Raw genomic sequence first — 16,754 nt, forward strand, 5'->3', positions numbered from 1 at the left:
CAACTTAGTATTTCTATAAAACACATACCTTTTAAAAATAAGCTAAATACACTTAATATCAATGACTTATATACAGAATACATACTTTATTTAAAATAATGTATGTATTTTAACTTGTAAACATTTGTAAATAACAGAATTATAATTAATTTTGCACTCGCATTGATTAACCTCTGACGAAAGACGTGAATGTTGGTCAATTTAAATAACTGTTTATTATTACTAAAATGGAAAATTTAGTTAAATACGTACAAGATAAATACGTAGCTAAAAAAGAATTCCCAGCATTTGCTGCGGGTGACACTATTACTGTTTACCAAGAAATTACTGAAGGTGGAAAATCACGTGTTCAGTTCTTTAGAGGAGTTGTTATTCAACGTAGAGGACATGGAGCTACCGAAACTTTCACTATCCGTAAGATGAGTGGTGATGTTGGAGTAGAGCGTATTTTCCCAGTGAATTTACCTGCTATCCAAAAGATAGAAGTGAACAAAAGAGGTAAAGTTCGTAGAGCTCGTATCTTCTACTTCAGAAATCTTAGAGGTAAAAAAGCTCGTATCAAAGATGCGTCTTTCTAGAAAGAAAATTATTTCACAAAACAAGAAAAACCGTTTGTTTATTCACAAACGGTTTTTTTATATAGATACCCTCCCAAAAAATTCTTATCTCTAAACTACTATTCTCTGAGAAGGATTTTTTTTGCCCCAACTTCTATCGAACAAATTTTGTAATAATCGCCAAGGCTTCATCTTTTGCAGCAGCCAAATCATCATTCATCAAAAGAACATCAAACCTTGAAGCAGCTGCCATTTCTATATCTGCTTTGTCTAGACGCTGTTTCAGTTTATCCTCGCTTTCGGTATTGCGCGTGATGAGTCGGTCTCGCAAAATCTCTAAAGAAGGAGGCTGTACAAAAACCGTTAAGCATTGGTCACCATATATATTCTTAATATTCAGAGCACCTTCTACATCCATATCAAAAATCACAGAATGCCCATCTTTGGTAATTCGTTCTATTTCAGATTTTAGAGTGCCGTAATAATTATTGTGATACACTTCTTCCCACTCAACAAACTCTTCATCATCAATACGTTTCTTAAACTCTTCGGGAGATATAAAGTAATAATCTTTTCCGTCGATTTCTCCTTCTCGTTTATTTCTTGTGGTACATGAAACCGAAAAAGACAGATTATCTAATTTCTCTAGAGCATGCTTCACCAAAGTAGTTTTGCCTGCACCCGATGGAGCCGAAAATACTATTAACTTCCCTTTTTGCATTACAAAATATTTAGGCTTTGTTCTTTTATTTTTTCTAATTCATCTTTCATCTGAACGACAATTTTTTGCATTTCAGAATGATTTGATTTTGACCCTAAAGTATTGATTTCTCTACCAATCTCTTGAGTAATAAACCCTAGTTTTTTCCCATTTGATTGGTTTTGATTTAATTCTGTCAGAAAATATTCGCAATGATTTTTCAATCGAACTTTTTCCTCCGTTACATCCAAACGTTCTAAATAAAAAACAATCTCTTGCTCTAATCGATTGTGATCAACATCTACAGAAAATTCCTCTAAACGCTTCATCATTCGCTCTCTAACAGCAGCAATTCGCTCATCCTCAAAAGGTTCTATCCCCAAAAGTAATGATAAAATATTCTCGATATGCAACTGTAACTCTTGGGCTAAAACAGTACCTTCATCTAGCCGAAATTGTATAAGGCTATCGAGCGCTTCATTGATTCCGACCAGTATATTATTCCACTCCTCAGCTTCTAAATCCTCCTGCGGCGTATGCAAAACATCGGGTAAACGCAAAATAGTTGGCAACAATTCTGCCTCGGACACCTCTGGCGTTATCGCCTTGAAATCTTGGATATATGCCCGTATCAATTCTGCATTTATTTTTTGACAACGAGCCACTGCGGTCAGTTCACAGCTCAGTATGATGTCTACTTTCCCACGTTGTAATTTTTCTGAAATCAGATTGCGAATTTCTAATTCTTTTGCTCTATAAAAAGAAGGAATTCGAGTAATAAGGTCTAAATTCTTACTGTTCAATGATCGTATTTCGATCGTTACTTTTTTCTCTGGTAGTTCTACAACGGACTTACCAAATCCGGTCATGGATTGTATCATACTTCTTGGGTAAATAGGTTGCAAATTTACATTAATTATCTATGAAATAAACGAAAATAATCCGAAATCACCGCACTATGCTTTCATATTATACAGATTCTAAATTCAATCATCTCAATCCATAAAAAAAGAGAGGTCAAATTCACTCACTTCTCCCCTCTTTTTTTGTATCAAAAAAAACATGTATGTATGTTAACTTTATTTTTTTGTATAAATTAATCTTCCATCTTTCCAAACATTGGTCGGTTGCAATTGACCTTGTTCATAGATAATATTCCTGAAATCTGAGGTAGAAAAGCTAATAAAATCTCCTATTTTTTGTTCTGATATTATCCCACGATCCGAAAAGTTTAGCGCTTTTGCAGCTCGAAAAGTAATGGCCGACAATACTTCTGCCATCGATAACTTTTCGAAGGTTGCCAAGATTGATGCTTGCGTTAATAAATTTCCCATTGGGGCGGATCCTGGATTCCAATCCGAAGCAATCGACACACAACAATTGGCGTCTAATAATTTCCTTGCTGGTGCATATTGCATCCCAAGCCCTATAGAAGCACCTGGTAAAACGGTTGCTACCACATCCGATTGCGACAACGCCATGATTTCGTCCTTACCCGAAAATTCTAAATGGTCGGCACTCAATGCTTGATATTTTACAGCTAGTTGGCTTGCTCCTGCAGTAAATTGATCGGCATGAATTGTCAGCTCAAACCCTTGCTTCTTGGCTTCATTCATATAATAATCTCCTTCTTCTATACTAAAAGCAGATTGTTCTACAAAAATATCTACTCGGTTACATTGATACTCTTTGCGTAATACCGGAAAAATTTCTTGTACCAAATGCTCTAAATAATCTCGATTAGACCCTTCAAAATCTTTTGGTTTCATGTGAGCTCCTAGAAAAGTTGTTACCACCTCTATCGGTGTTTCTTGTTTGGCCATCCCAATTGCTTGCAGCATATTTTTTTCGCCTTCTACCGATAGAGCATAACCACTTTTCACTTCGGCTGTTGTAATTCCTTGTGCAATTAATTTATCGATATGATGCAATGTAATGTCTTTTAGTTCGTCTGGTGATTTTGAGCGAGTTTGCGTTACTGTTGACCAAATTCCGCCACCGCTTTCGGCAATTTCTAGATAGGTTTTCCCATTTAGACGCATTGCAAAATCTTTGGCTCTATTCCCACCATAGCAAATATGCGTGTGCGAGTCTACAAAGCCTGGCAACACTACTTGCTCGGTATTTATTTCTTCTAGTTCTATAGCGGGATTTTGTTCTCTTAGCTGCTTGTAATTACCTACTTGTCGAATAAACCCATTCTCTACGATGATACCACCATTCTCTATCAACTCGAGTTGCTCGTCTTTTATGGTTCCTTTCATTGGTAGATTCCGCATGGTTAGGATTTGAGTAAATGGCCCGATTAATTTCATAGTTTGTTATTTTTTTTTACATTGACAATGTCTATACAAAGAACGGAACTTTCGATGAAATAAAAAACCGTCAACACAGGTTAACGGTATTTTGGGTGGGATATTATATCTACTATTATTGTTTCAAATATTCTCGCAATACATATTGTAGAATTCCTTCGTTTTTGAAATATTCTATTTCGATATCCGAATCTAATCGTGCGATTACTTTGAAGTCTGTTTCTTTGCCCGACGGATGAATAGCTTTCACAACCAACACTTTATGAGGTTTCAGATCTTCTGCCAAACCTGTAATGCTAAAGGTTTCGGATCCGTCCAAACCTAAAGTTTCTGCATTTTGTCCTGCTTCAAAAACCAAAGGTGCAACGCCCATTCCGACCAAATTACTTCGGTGAATTCTTTCGAAACTTTCGGCAATAACAGCTTTTACACCCAACAAAAAGGTTCCTTTAGCTGCCCAATCTCGCGATGAGCCCGAACCGTATTCTTTTCCGGCCAAAACAATCAAAGGCGTGTGATCTTTTGCATATTCTTGTGCAGTTTCGTACACTGTTTTCACTTCATTGGTTGGGAAATATCGGCTGAAACCACCTTCTTTATCAGCTATTTTATTTTTGATACGAACATTGGCAAAGGTTCCGCGCATCATGACTTCGTGATTCCCACGACGAGAACCGTACGAATTGAAATCGGTTTGTTGCACCCCATGCTCTTCTAAATATTTCCCCGCAGCAGAATCGGGTCTGAAAGATCCGGCAGGCGAAATATGGTCGGTCGTAACAGAATCGCCCAAATACAATAAAACTCGAGCATCTTTGATATCCTGAATCGATTCTGGTGTCACTTTTAAATGTTCGAAAAATGGCGCTTCTTTGATATAAGTCGAATTCGGATTCCATTCGAAATTTTGATCCAAATTCACTTCTAAGTTTTGCCAATCGGTAGAACCATCAAAAATCACATCATACACTTCTTTAAAATCTTCTTGTTTCATGCATTCGTTGATGGTTTTCACAATCTCTTCTCGGCTCGGCCAAATATCTTTTAGATAAACAGGTTCACCATTCGGATCGTAATCCAAAGGATCTTCTAACAAATTAACATCCACACGTCCAACCAAAGCGTAAGCAACCACGAGCATTGGAGACATCAAGAAGTTCATTTTCACTTGCGGATGCACACGTGCTTCGAAATTTCTATTTCCTGACAAAACAGAAGCAACCACCAACTCACCTTTGTCAACAGCTTCGGCAATTTGTGGTGGCAACGGTCCTGAATTACCGATACAAGACGTACAACCATACCCTACGTTATGAAAACGCAAAGCATCTAAATCGGCATTCAGTCCAGATCGTTCTAAATATTGCGTCACAACCTTCGATCCTGGCGCCAAAGAAGTTTTTACCCAAGATTTGGTGCGCAAACCACGTTCTACAGCATTGCGGGCCAACAATCCTGCACCTACCATTACGGCCGGGTTTGAGGTGTTGGTACAACTTGTGATTGCAGCGATTACGATGCTTCCGTCACTCAGAACAAATTCTTTATTTTTATTGATAATCCGAACGGATTGAATCGATTCTTTAACCACTTCGTGCGGGCGAGGATCGGTATTCTCAATCGGAACTTTACCAAACGTAAACTCTGTTCCCGAACCACCATCGGCCAACCATGCAGACTCTTTTCTGGTAGGAACGCTTTGGTATTCTCGATTGTGTTCGCTTTCTAATAATCCGGCAAATTTTTCGGCTAAATCTTTTACCAATATTTTGTCTTGCGGACGTTTTGGTCCAGAAACAGTAGGTTCTAATGAGCCTAAATCGAATTCCACAACAGAAGAATACTTGATTTGTTCTTTCCCGGTTCGCCACAAAAGATTTTCTTTACAATAATCTTCTACGATATGAATTTGCTCTTGCGAACGGTTGGTAGAATGCATATACTCTAAGGTACGATGATCGATTGGGAAATATGTAACGGTACACCCAAACTCAGGCGACATGTTCGAAATTGTGGCGCGATCGGTAACAGTAAGCGAATCTAGACCATCACCAAAAACTTCTACAAATTTACCCACTACGCCTTTTTCTCTCAATACTTTGGTGATGGATAAAACCATATCGGTAGCGGTACAATGTGCGGGAATTTCACCGGTTAGTTTCAGACCGATAACTTCTGGGCATGTAAAGAAAATAGGCTGTCCGAGCATAGCGGCTTCGGCTTCTATTCCACCAACACCCCAAGCAATTACGCCAATTCCGTTGACCATTGGAGTATGCGAATCGGTTCCGACCAAAGTATCTGGAAATAACCAACCATCACGCGCGATGACTCCTTTGGCTAAATATTCTAAATTCACTTGGTGACAAATTCCCATTCCGGGAGGCACAACAGTGAAATTTTTAAGGCCTTTCTGCGCCCATTTTAATAGTTCGTAACGTTCTTTGTTTCGTTCGTATTCCAATTCTACATTTTTCCCATACGAATAATCCGTACCGAAATAATCGACTTGTACCGAGTGGTCAATGACCAAATCGACCGGAATAGCCGGATTGATTTTTTGTCCATCTTTGCCTTGTCTTACATATTCTGCACGCAAAGACGCCATATCTACAACCGCTGGCACACCCGTAAAATCCTGCATTAGAATTCTAGCCGGTTTGAAGGGAATGTCTTTGTCTACCGGTTCGGGTGTCCAATGAATCAGGGTTTGTACGTGTTCGTCGGTAATGCTAAAGCCATCGTAATTGCGTAAAACATTTTCTAATAATATACGAATACTAAATGGTAAATGATCTACCGAACCTTCGGGTAAATCTTTTAGCGAGCTGTATTGATAACTGGTGTTGTTAACCGTTAGGTTTTTAACGGATTTTGCTTTTTGATAGTTCATAACTTTTAGAAGTCAGTTAAATTATTTATTGTTTTATGTGTTTCACACTAAAAGTAGAAAAAAACTAAAAATAATACAACGAACTGAACGTTAAAGCTTACTTAAACTTTTCAAATCTATATCTTGGTTATGAGAAATAAAAAATCCTCCCATCGATTGATGCGAGGATTTTTGATTTATAAGGTATTCTTTATGTTTAGCTTAATTATTTTCCCAATTGAGATCGAATTTACAATCTTTGTAATCTTCTCCGATTTTTACAAAGGTTTCTGGTATTTGTTTTTTTACCCAATCCATCAAAACATTTTGTTCTTTGAATCGGATTGTGAAACGCTTCAGTGAAGAATAATCTTGCTCGAAATTGATTTTGTGCTCTGGATAAAACCCGTTCATGCGAATCAATCGAACGACTTTTTTATTTTCGTATTCATCTACAAAAACAGGTGAAATATCTCCATCGTTTAATCCTACCAAAGCCGACGAAACGTTGGCCGACATTTGTGCTCGCTCGAAACGATCTTCTCCAGTTTGTGGATTCATCAAATTTCCTTCATTGTATTTTGTCATTTTATCATCTGAAAAACGTAAAGCTGCATCTTTGAAACTCATTTTCCCTTCGTTTATCAGAATGCGGATAGAGTCTAATTTATGTTTTGTCTTTGCTATTTCTTCATCAGTTGGTTTCAGAGTAATCAAAATATGACGAAGATCCAATTCTTGTCCTTTTCTTTTTTCTAATTGGATGATATGATATCCAAAATCGGTTTTAAAAGGTTCTGAAACCTGCCCTTCGTCTAAGTTAAACGCTACTGCATCGAACTCTTTTACCATCATTCCGCGTTTCACTTTCAGATATTGACCTCCGTTTGTTGCAGAACCTGGATCCTCTGAGTAGAGAATGGCTTTGGTTGCAAAACTCGAACCTTCTTCTACGTCTTTTTTGATTTGTTTAAGTTCATCAATAACTTTTTGTTCATTTTCTGGATCGATCTCAGGATACAAAATTATATGACTGATTGAGTACTCATCTTTCACATCGGGTAATTCTGTTTTATGCTCTTCGAAAAACATTCTCACTTCTTCTGGTGTGGCATCTAAACCGCTCACTACACGCTCTCTTTTTTCTCTAGCATATATATTATCTCGAATATAGTACTGCAATTCATTCTCTAATTCGGCCTTGGTCTTGAATCCGAAATAATCGATTACAGCTTTTTCTGAACCAATTTGTTGTGTAAAACGTTCGATTTGACCTTTTAGTGTTCGTTGAACTTCGTCATTTGTCACCACTACCAATGTATCTTGTTTTGCACGATCGATCAAAACTTTTTCTAAGAGCATATTGTTTAGGAATTCGCAACGATCTTTCACTTCCATCCCCTGAAGTTTTGCCGTCTGAAAATCGCGCTCTACATCTGAATCTAACACAATTTCATCGCCCACCACTGCAGCTATTCCTTCTATTTTATTTGCTTTATGAGTCTGTGCAAAGAGTCCTTGCGCTATGCTACACATAAAAAGTGTGAGCAAGAGTACCGTATATTTCATAAATTATAAAATTCTATATTTCTTCTTTTAATTTGGACAAATGTAACCTTCTTTTATCTAAATTTCTATATTTTTATGAGGCCTTTAACAAACTGACCTAAAATATTTTCAATGCTTGGTTGTATGCAGATTCGAAATTCAGAAGATTTAATCCGTGTATTGCATGCTTTTCATTGGCATAACTGATTAATTTTTCGGTTGGCATATTTCCTACCATATCACTTTTAGCCATCGGACAACCGCCTAAACCTTTTATTGCACCATCAAACTTTCTACAGCCACTGAGATAAGCAGCATCTACTTTTTCGTACCATTTATCGTATTCGGTATGGAAGTGTGCTCCAAATTCTATTTCTTGATAAGCAGGTATCAAGGTGGTAAACAAATCGGTTATGATTGTGTGATCTGCCACCCCTACTGTATCCGATAGATTGATAGATTTCACACCCATTTTCGCAAAACGATTTACCCAAGATAAAACCAACTCTTCATCAAAAGCCTCCTTGTATGGATTACCGAAAGCCATAGAAAAATAAATCATCAACTCTTTGTTGTGTTTGTGTGCAAGTTCTTGGATCTCTTCTGCTATTGCAAAAGCTTCCTCTCTTGTTTTGTTGGTATTATATTGTTGAAAATTTTCGCTGATAGAAAAAGTATAGCCCAAAACATCTACTTTCTCGTGGTCGCATGCTTTTTGAGCACCATTTACATTGGCTATTACTACTGATAATTTCGAGGTACTGCTGCATTTATCTATTGCATCCAAAACCTCTTGGGTATCGGCCATTTGTGGTATTGCTTTTGGTGAAACAAAGCTCCCGCAATCAATCATATCAAAACCTACATCGAGTAAAGCGTTGAGATAGTCTATTTTTTGCTGTGTAGGGATAAATATTTTTCGGCCTTGCATTGCGTCCCTAGGACATTCTATAATTTTCATATGGATTTTTTTACTCAATTTTTTGTTTGTTTTGCCCCTAAAGGTAGATAATTTGTTAATTTTACGAAAAAAATTATAATGCAAACAGATTGGAGAGAAAAATTAGTTAATCGATTTTTGAAATATGTAAGTATTTACACTACAAGTGAAGCCTTTGTAGAGCAGTTTCCTAGTACAGATCGTCAATGGGATTTGGCTCGATATATCGAAAACGAATTGAAAGAAATAGGCTTAGAGGATGTTTCATTGGATGAGAATGGATACGTATTTGGTTATGTTCCTTCTACCGTAGACAAAGAAGTACCCACAATCGGTTTTATTGCTCATATGGACACCTCTCCTGATTATTCTGGGGAAAATGTACAACCAATAATTTGGGAAAACTATGACGGTGGTGACCTTCAGTTGAATGAAGAAATGATACTTTCGCCAAAAGAATTTCCAGAGATGTTGCGTTACAAAGGTCAGACCCTAATTACCACTGATGGGACAACCTTATTGGGTGCCGATGACAAAGCTGGTTTGGCAGAGATTGTTACTGCAGCAGAATATTTGATTGCTCATCCAGAAATAAAACACGGACGTATAGCTGTAGGATTTACCCCAGACGAAGAAGTTGGGCGCGGTGCTGATTTCTTTAATGTAGAAAATTTTGGAGCAGAATGGGCCTACACGATGGATGGTTCTGAGGTTGGTGAATTAGAATATGAAAACTTTAATGCCGCATCGGGAATTGTTACCATCAAAGGAAAATCAGTTCACCCAGGTTATGCCAAAGACAAAATGATTAATGCTGCTAGTATTGCTTGCGAATTTGCTGCGGCGCTTCCTTCAGATGAAGTTCCAGAATTGACTGACGATCGAGAAGGTTTCTTCCATCTTGCCGATATCCAAGGTGATGTTAGCGAAGCCAAAATGGTCTATATCATCCGCGATCACGACATGGATCAATACGAAGCAAGAAAAGCACTTTTCGTACAAATTGCTGAGGATATTCAATCTCGTTTTGATCATCCTGTGATTACGGCAGAAGTTACCGATCAATACTTTAATATGATCGAGAAAGTTCAAGAAAAATTTGCTTCGGTAGAAATTGCCGAACAAGCATTAAAAGATTGTGGTATCACCCCCAACATCAAACCCATTCGTGGAGGTACTGACGGTGCACGTTTATCTTTTATGGGATTACCTTGTCCGAATATTTTTGCAGGAGGACATAATTTCCATGGACCGTACGAATATGTACCGGTAGAATCTATGGAAAAAGCTGTAGAGGTAATTGTTCGTATTGCAGAACTTACTGCAGAAAAATAAAATTCTAACGAAGTTTTAATACAGAAATCGGTTGCCAAAACGACCGATTTTTTTTATTTTTGATTTAAGCTATGATGTAGGGAAAATTTACGCCTTGTCTTGCAAAAAAAAATAAAATAATGATTAGAACATTTGCTACTTCTCTAATTCTTTTGGCAGGAAGTAATTTAGTTTTAGGACAAAAAACGATCGAATTAAATGATTTCCAGGCTCTAAAAGTTTACGATAAAATTCCGGTAGAATTGATCCATTCTGACACACCAAAAGTTGAAATAAATGGTTCGTTGGCCGAAAAAGTTGTTATAGAACAAGATTACAACGAATTAAAAATTAAACTTTCTGGTATTGATTTACTGCAAGGAGATAATACCCAAATCGTTTTATATTACACTACTCTTAACGATATACAAGCAAGCCAGGGATCAAGGATAGAGTCGGAAGACGTTTTGGGAGGAGAAAGTCTAAAACTCACCAGTAACGAAGGCTCAACCATCAAACTAAAAATTGATACAAATTCTTTGAGTGCTAAACTAAATTCGGGTGGAAATATGATTTTATCTGGACAAGTAAAAAAACAAGATGTCATTGTAAATACTGGAGCGCAATTCGAATCAAAAAACCTTGTTTCTTCTTTTACCAATGTTACGTGTAATGCGGGCGGACATGCGTGGGTACATGCAAAAGACAAAGTAGATGCAAAAGTGAGAGCGGGTGGTGTGATAAGAGTTTATGGAAATCCTAGCCATAAAAAACAAAAGAAAATTGCTGGAGGTTCTATTCAGTTCAATTAATAAAAGAACGAGCAAGAATAAAAAAAAGGAACAAAATGTTCCTTTTTTTATTCTTCAATTTTCAGATAAGAAAGTAAGGTTTTGGCCTTCATTTCTGTTTCTATCCATTCTTTTTCAGGATTACTATCGTGCATAATTCCACCTCCTACATACAATCTTACACGGTTATTAATCACTTCTGCGCAACGTAAATTCACATAATAGCGTTCTTCTTCTATGGTTTTCCAACCGAAATAACCTGCATAGAACTGTCGATCATATCCTTCGTTCTCTAGAATATACTTCTTGGCTTTCTCTTTTGGCATACCACATACAGCGGGTGTAGGATGCAGTGCCGCTAACATTTTTTCGGTAAAAGGAAGCATTGTTTCGAGGGAAATATAAGTTTTTAGATGATGAAAAAAACCTGCATCCACCGTATATGGGCCGTCGGTTGCAACTTGCCCAAAAGAACTTAATTGCTCTACAATATAGTCGGTAACAACCTGTTGTTCATCGATTTCTTTCGAAGTCCATTCGTTTTCTTTAGCCTTTGTTCCAGCCAACGAAACGGTTTTCACAACACTTTTCTCACGACTCAATAACAATTCGGGAGTTGCACCAAACCACGTCGTTTTGTCATCAGCATAGATAAAATAAACAGCTGCATTGGGATATGCATAATGTAGTGCAAGCAAAGTATCAAGCGGATAGAATTGAGAAAATTCTTTTTCGATGGTTCGACTAATCACTACTTTTTGTAAAAGATTTTTTTGTAAAATGTTGGTCGTTTTATCGATCAAATTCAGATAAGATTCTTGTGCAATTGGCTTTTCAATTGGAGCCTTTTTCCAAACCAAATCGAGTTGAATTTTCTTGATATCTTCTATAGATAACATTTGCTTTTTGATAGGATGAATACGAATCGTTTCTGTATTATCAAAACGATGAAAAACGAACTCTTCATTAGATTCATCTAGTTCGTCTACATAAAGTTGGAAATGAGTTGCGTTAGGCTCTCGAACAAAAACAAAACTTTTTTCTGCTTCAATTGCTTTCTGCAGTTGATTTTGTATTGTTTCCATTAAAGATTTTTTGGGATAATGGCATTCGTTAAATGACTATAACTGATGAGTTTTTCTTCTTCATCAGTAATTTCTATTTTCACTAAATGCGAAGTTCGTCCTGCTTTTATTATGATGGCCTTCCCTTTTACTTTTCCAGACTTTTTAGAGCGTAAGTGATGGGCTTCTATATTTTGACCTACCGCCATAAACTTCTCATTATCAATTAATTTATTAGACAATAGGCTTCCTAATGATTCTGCCAGCACTACAGAAGCACCTCCATGCAACAGCCCAAATGGCTGATAAACTATCGGCTGTACAGGCATTTCGGCAACCACATAATCCTCTCCTATTTCTGTGAAAGTTATTTGCAAATGAGAAATCAATGAGTTTTCACACATTTTATTGTATTGATCTACTAAAGTTTGACTCATAATTAATAGATTTTTTGATTGTATTTTTCTGGATATTTACCTTTTATTGGTCGATAAAAGTCTTCTATTTCTTGCAAGATATCTTCATGCGTCCGGCCTTCTGTATCAACTATTTTTGCAATTCCGGCTTCTTTTTTTTCATAATCACAAAAAGCCAATGCAATGGGCACATTGGCCTCTTGAGAGATGTATAGAAAACCTGTTTTCCATTTTTCTGAAAAAGAGCGTGTGCCCTCGGGTGTGTTTATCAGATACATTCTTGGAGTAGAACGTAAAATTTCGGCTGCAAATTGTACGCTATTATTTCGTTGAGTACGATCGATTCCTATCCCACCCATAGATTTTATAATAAAACCGTACCAAGGTTTTGTCCATGCGTCCTTTATAAACATTTTCATCGGAATTCCCATCTGCCAAAAAGCAACAATCGCATAATAAAAATCCCAATTACTTGTATGCGGTGCACACACCAAAACACATTTATCAACTTTCGACGTATCCACCGTATTGATTAGCTTCCAGCCACCAAGGCGGTAAAGTAGTTTTCCGAGTATTTTTTTCATCTTCACAAAGATAAGTAAAACGATTTGGAGTGTTTGGTTTTGGATGAGAATAAAAAAGGCAAACCTATTGGCTTACCTTTTTCGTGTGATAAACACGTTTTTTTATATTATTAATCAATCTCTAGGCGAAGAAATCAACGATTGCTTTGATGATTTCCGTAGTTAATGTTAAGAGTATCTGTATCATCGCTTATGTGGATTTTATTTTTATCTATGCTTATTTTATCACCCTTCTTCGATTGGATATGAATACCTTTTTCGCTGATATCCATTGTATCAATACCATGATGATTATCGTAATCTGAATCGTTATCAGATTCATTATCACAATTCAAACATACGAATTTTATCCCATTATACCCAAAAATTTGATTGTTAATATTACTATAAAATGCTGTATTCGAATTGTTACTTACGATTTCTGCATACTCAATACTTGGGTCTAATTGTACATATTTATTTCTTGGTACATATAAGACAAAACGCACTGCTTGCATTCGGAAAGTAGAATTTTTTCCGGCCGAAAGGAAATCATCCAAAACCAATTGGTTCCCTCGTACTTGATAATTGAAACGAATTGCATCTAAATTATTCTTCGCATCCACACCATTCGCACCTCTTGCCTTGTACGTCACCTGCAAATGTGCGGCATTGTCTTTACTTTCTCTAAGTTCTATCGTTCGATCGATGGTCACAAATAACTCGTCGTTCATGATATAAAAAGGACGTTCATCTTCATCAAAAATCTTAAATCGATAATTGCCTCTATTCTGAGCTTCGAACTTAACTTGTAAGGTATCGTTGGTCACTGCTAAAGTATTCATCGTTACTTTTTCTACCGAATTTGCGTAGCCTTTTGCCGTATAAACACCGATAATGATAATTCCAAACAAAGCGATAAACCAAAGTACAATCGTGCTTATTAGGATATTTTTATTGATACGGAAAGTAGGTTTTATGAATTTGATTCCCAACATCACACTCAAAGCTCCTGGTAGGATGGGCAACAGCGAAGAGCAAAACAATATTAATTTTGAGAGCCAATCTTCTTCTACGAAATAATCAAAATATTGAGCAGGAATATTGAACCATGAAATAAAATAAACACTAATTCCACCAAAAATAAAACTCAGACCAAAAACAACAAACAGAATACCAATAATAAACACTGAAATTTTGGTCAGAACTTGAAACAAAGAACCTAAGTTATCCCCAATTTTTCGTCCACTTTTCGACAAAGTTTCGCTTGCTTTTAATGCATTTTCTTTTATTTGCTCGAAGTTAGCTGCCTTCCCATACATAGCCATTTTATCGGCAAAGGTTTCGGCTTTAGGAATAAACATAACCATCAAAAAATAGGCAAACAAAACCATGATGGTAGAAACACCCGTAAAGATCCCTAACATCAGTAAGATAAACCAAACAGCGCGCACCGCCCAAGGATCTAAGCCAAGATAATGTGCCAAACCAGAACATAAACCCGAAATAATTTTGTCGTCCGGATCTCTAAATAATCTTTTTTTGGTCGTAGGATTTCCAGCAGTTTCTTCCTTCGATTCGTTCGATGTTGTTGACTCTTCTTGATAAGAAAATTCGTCATCTACCATATATTGTTCTGGTCGTCCCATCACCGAAATAACATACGCTATATCAGCATCGTTCACAACTTCTTTGTACTGCAAACGCTCGCGCAACAATTCAGCGATTCGTTGCTCCACATCTTCTATAATATCTTCTATTCCTTCTGTCCCTTGCAAAGATTGTTTGATGTCTTCTAGATAACGACGTAGTTGATGATAGGCTTCTTCATTGACGATAAACGAAAAACCGCCTAAACTAATTGAGATTGTTCTATCCATGGATTAATGTGTTACTTGGGTTACTTTTTCCACAGCATTTTTCAGCTGCTGCCAGGTTTGGCCTAAATGTTCTAAAAATTCTTCTCCTTCTGTTGTCAACGAATAATACTTTCGGGGTGGCCCAGCAGAAGATTCTTCCCAGCGATATTGTAGAAGATTATCGTTTTTCAGTCGAGTAAGCAAAGGATATAAAGTTCCTTCTACCACAATCATTTCAGCTTGTTTTAGTTCTGCAATGATGTCTGAAGCATACGCGTCGCCTCTTTTGATAATGCTGAGTATACAATACTCCAGAATACCTTTTCGCATCTGAACTTGTGTTTTTTCTATACTCATAATTTAATTATTGAACGATACAAATTTACAAACAATATAGTAGTATGCAAAACAAAGTACTATATTTTTAAATATTTTTTTTATAATGCAGAAATTCTCGATAAATCTTAGGTTTTGATTATTTTTGCAGTTATAAAAGTGATAAATGAAAAAATTAACCATAACCGCACTTGTTCTAATTGGTTTAGGTCATCCAGAAGCCAAAGCTTGGGGATTAACCGGACATCGAGTTGTTGCTGAAATTGCAGAGCAGCATTTGACTAGAAAGACTAAACGAAAATTGAATAAAATTATCGGCACACAAAAGTTAGCCTATTGGGCAAATTGGTCAGATTTTATTAAGTCAGAACCGACATACAAATTTGCCGATTCTTACCACTATGTGAACATCGAAGGAAATTTACCCGAAAAAGATTTTTTAGTCGCTCTCGAAAATACATCGCAAGATCAACTGTATCACAAAGCGTTATTTTTTATCAATGAACTAAAATCAAATCGAAACCTAAAACTTGAACAGAAGAAAGAATACCTTTATTTTCTAATTCATATGATTGGCGATGCGCATCAACCTTTACATGTCGGTCGTGAAGAAGATTTGGGTGGAAATAAAATTAAAGTTGAATGGTTTAGAGAATTGACAAACATACATACCATTTGGGATACTAAACTAATCGATTTTGAAAAATATTCGTATACCGAATACACTACACTACTCAATAATCAACCCAAAAAAATGAATGCTCAACTTACCGAAGGCTGGTTAGAAAACTGGTTATTCGATAGCTATCAAGTTGCTAATAAAATTTATAGCACAGTAAAAATGGACGATAAATTAAGCTATCGCTACCATTACGACAACAAATATATCCTAGAACAACAACTACTAAAAGGAGGTCTACGTCTAGCTAAAGTTTTGAACTTTATCTATCATTAAGAACATCACTCAAGTTATAATTTTATAATCATTGTCAACTGGCAATGATTTTTTGTTTCGTATAGATTAAGATTTCTGTAGGATGAAGTAGAAAAGATAGTTCTTAAGTTAAAACCTACAAGCTAATGCATTGATTCATCGGATAATACATTCATTGATGGAGGTAAGTCATATTACACAATAAGTAATAAGTTAAGTTAAAAACAAAAAAATCCTTACCCAATAAAAGGATAAGGATTCTTTAATAAAAACTGGCGACGACCTACTCTCCCGCATTAGCAGTACCATCGGCGCATGCAGGCTTAACTTCTCTGTTCGGAATGGGAAGAGGTGAGCCCTGCAGCTATAATCACCCAAATATTGTTTGATATACTGAAAATTTTTAAACAATAGAGATAATCAATAAAAATATATTGTGTATTAACGCTTAAGATTAACAAAGACAACCAATTAGTTGTGTATAACTTAATAAAAAGTCTATGGGTAATTAGTACTACTCGACTTTGACATCGCTGCCTTTACAT

The 16,754-nt window shown here is 36.5% G+C and carries 15 protein-coding genes and 2 rRNA genes (1 of these 17 cut by a window edge); 4 read left to right on the forward strand and 13 right to left on the reverse strand.

Annotation, left to right across the window (positions count from 1 at the left end; all coding sequences use genetic code 11):
• The first annotated feature begins 227 nt into the window (after nt 1–227).
• The gene (gene rplS / locus WEEVI_RS01895; protein ID WP_013597487.1) at nt 228–578 is read left to right on the forward strand and encodes a 50S ribosomal protein L19; all 351 of its coding nucleotides are present in this window, start codon (nt 228–230) and stop codon (nt 576–578) included.
• A 133-nt stretch (nt 579–711) separates the two neighbouring features.
• Here rplS and gmk read toward each other — a convergent pair whose 3' ends face one another.
• The 6 genes from gmk to WEEVI_RS01925 form a co-directional block, all read right to left on the reverse strand.
• The gene (gene gmk, locus WEEVI_RS01900; protein WP_013597488.1) at nt 712–1,278 is read right to left on the reverse strand and encodes a guanylate kinase; all 567 of its coding nucleotides are present in this window, start codon (nt 1,276–1,278) and stop codon (nt 712–714) included.
• The gene (locus tag WEEVI_RS01905) at nt 1,278–2,138 is read right to left on the reverse strand and encodes a YicC/YloC family endoribonuclease (protein ID WP_081448698.1); all 861 of its coding nucleotides are present in this window, start codon (nt 2,136–2,138) and stop codon (nt 1,278–1,280) included. The genes gmk and WEEVI_RS01905 overlap by 1 nt, the downstream gene beginning before the upstream one ends.
• Before the next feature lie 198 nt (nt 2,139–2,336).
• Nucleotides 2,337–3,572 (reverse strand): imidazolonepropionase, encoded by a 1,236-nt coding sequence (gene hutI, locus WEEVI_RS01910; protein WP_013597490.1) that lies wholly within the window; start codon nt 3,570–3,572, stop codon nt 2,337–2,339.
• 115 nt (nt 3,573–3,687) lie between these two features.
• The gene (gene acnA, locus WEEVI_RS01915; protein WP_013597491.1) at nt 3,688–6,465 is read right to left on the reverse strand and encodes an aconitate hydratase AcnA; all 2,778 of its coding nucleotides are present in this window, start codon (nt 6,463–6,465) and stop codon (nt 3,688–3,690) included.
• Nucleotides 6,466–6,666: 201 nt separating this feature from the next.
• A complete protein-coding gene (locus WEEVI_RS01920; protein WP_013597492.1) occupies nt 6,667–8,013 on the reverse strand; it encodes a peptidylprolyl isomerase in 1,347 nt (448 codons plus the stop codon).
• Nucleotides 8,014–8,110: 97 nt separating this feature from the next.
• The gene (locus WEEVI_RS01925; RefSeq protein WP_013597493.1) at nt 8,111–8,953 is read right to left on the reverse strand and encodes a hydroxymethylglutaryl-CoA lyase-like TIM-barrel protein; all 843 of its coding nucleotides are present in this window, start codon (nt 8,951–8,953) and stop codon (nt 8,111–8,113) included.
• A gap of 78 nt (nt 8,954–9,031) precedes the next feature.
• Between WEEVI_RS01925 and pepT the strand changes: the two genes are divergently transcribed.
• Complete coding sequence (gene pepT, locus WEEVI_RS01930) at nt 9,032–10,267, forward strand: peptidase T (protein ID WP_013597494.1); 1,236 nt, start codon at nt 9,032–9,034, stop codon at nt 10,265–10,267.
• Nucleotides 10,268–10,386: 119 nt separating this feature from the next.
• Entirely contained in the window at nt 10,387–11,058 is a 672-nt protein-coding gene (locus WEEVI_RS01935) for a head GIN domain-containing protein (protein ID WP_013597495.1), read from the forward strand.
• Between the two features lie 47 nt (nt 11,059–11,105).
• Here the strand turns inward: WEEVI_RS01935 and WEEVI_RS01940 are convergent, their stop codons facing one another.
• The 5 genes from WEEVI_RS01940 to WEEVI_RS01960 form a co-directional block, all read right to left on the reverse strand.
• Nucleotides 11,106–12,122 (reverse strand): chorismate-binding protein, encoded by a 1,017-nt coding sequence (locus WEEVI_RS01940; protein ID WP_013597496.1) that lies wholly within the window; start codon nt 12,120–12,122, stop codon nt 11,106–11,108.
• Complete coding sequence (locus tag WEEVI_RS01945; protein ID WP_013597497.1) at nt 12,122–12,538, reverse strand: PaaI family thioesterase; 417 nt, start codon at nt 12,536–12,538, stop codon at nt 12,122–12,124. The genes WEEVI_RS01940 and WEEVI_RS01945 overlap by 1 nt, the downstream gene beginning before the upstream one ends.
• A gap of 2 nt (nt 12,539–12,540) precedes the next feature.
• The gene (locus WEEVI_RS01950; protein ID WP_013597498.1) at nt 12,541–13,101 is read right to left on the reverse strand and encodes a 1-acyl-sn-glycerol-3-phosphate acyltransferase; all 561 of its coding nucleotides are present in this window, start codon (nt 13,099–13,101) and stop codon (nt 12,541–12,543) included.
• 134 nt (nt 13,102–13,235) lie between these two features.
• Nucleotides 13,236–14,960, reverse strand: coding sequence for a PspC domain-containing protein (locus tag WEEVI_RS01955; RefSeq protein WP_013597499.1), 1,725 nt, complete (start codon nt 14,958–14,960; stop codon nt 13,236–13,238).
• 3 nt (nt 14,961–14,963) lie between these two features.
• On the reverse strand, nt 14,964–15,296 hold the full coding sequence (locus WEEVI_RS01960; RefSeq protein ID WP_013597500.1) for a PadR family transcriptional regulator: 333 nt from the start codon (nt 15,294–15,296) through the stop codon (nt 14,964–14,966).
• Between the two features lie 145 nt (nt 15,297–15,441).
• Here WEEVI_RS01960 and WEEVI_RS01965 point away from each other — a divergent pair, with 145 nt between their 5' ends.
• Nucleotides 15,442–16,230: a S1/P1 nuclease gene (locus WEEVI_RS01965; RefSeq protein WP_013597501.1), complete on the forward strand. Its 789-nt coding sequence runs from the start codon at nt 15,442–15,444 to the stop codon at nt 16,228–16,230.
• Nucleotides 16,231–16,479: 249 nt separating this feature from the next.
• Here WEEVI_RS01965 and rrf read toward each other — a convergent pair.
• Nucleotides 16,480–16,587 (reverse strand): 5S ribosomal RNA (gene rrf, locus WEEVI_RS01970).
• A 110-nt stretch (nt 16,588–16,697) separates the two neighbouring features.
• Nucleotides 16,698–16,754 (reverse strand): 23S ribosomal RNA (locus WEEVI_RS01975); it runs 2,722 nt beyond the window's last position.

Origin of the sequence: Weeksella virosa DSM 16922 (assembly GCF_000189415.1) — a bacterium.
GTDB lineage: Bacteria > Bacteroidota > Bacteroidia > Flavobacteriales > Weeksellaceae > Weeksella > Weeksella virosa.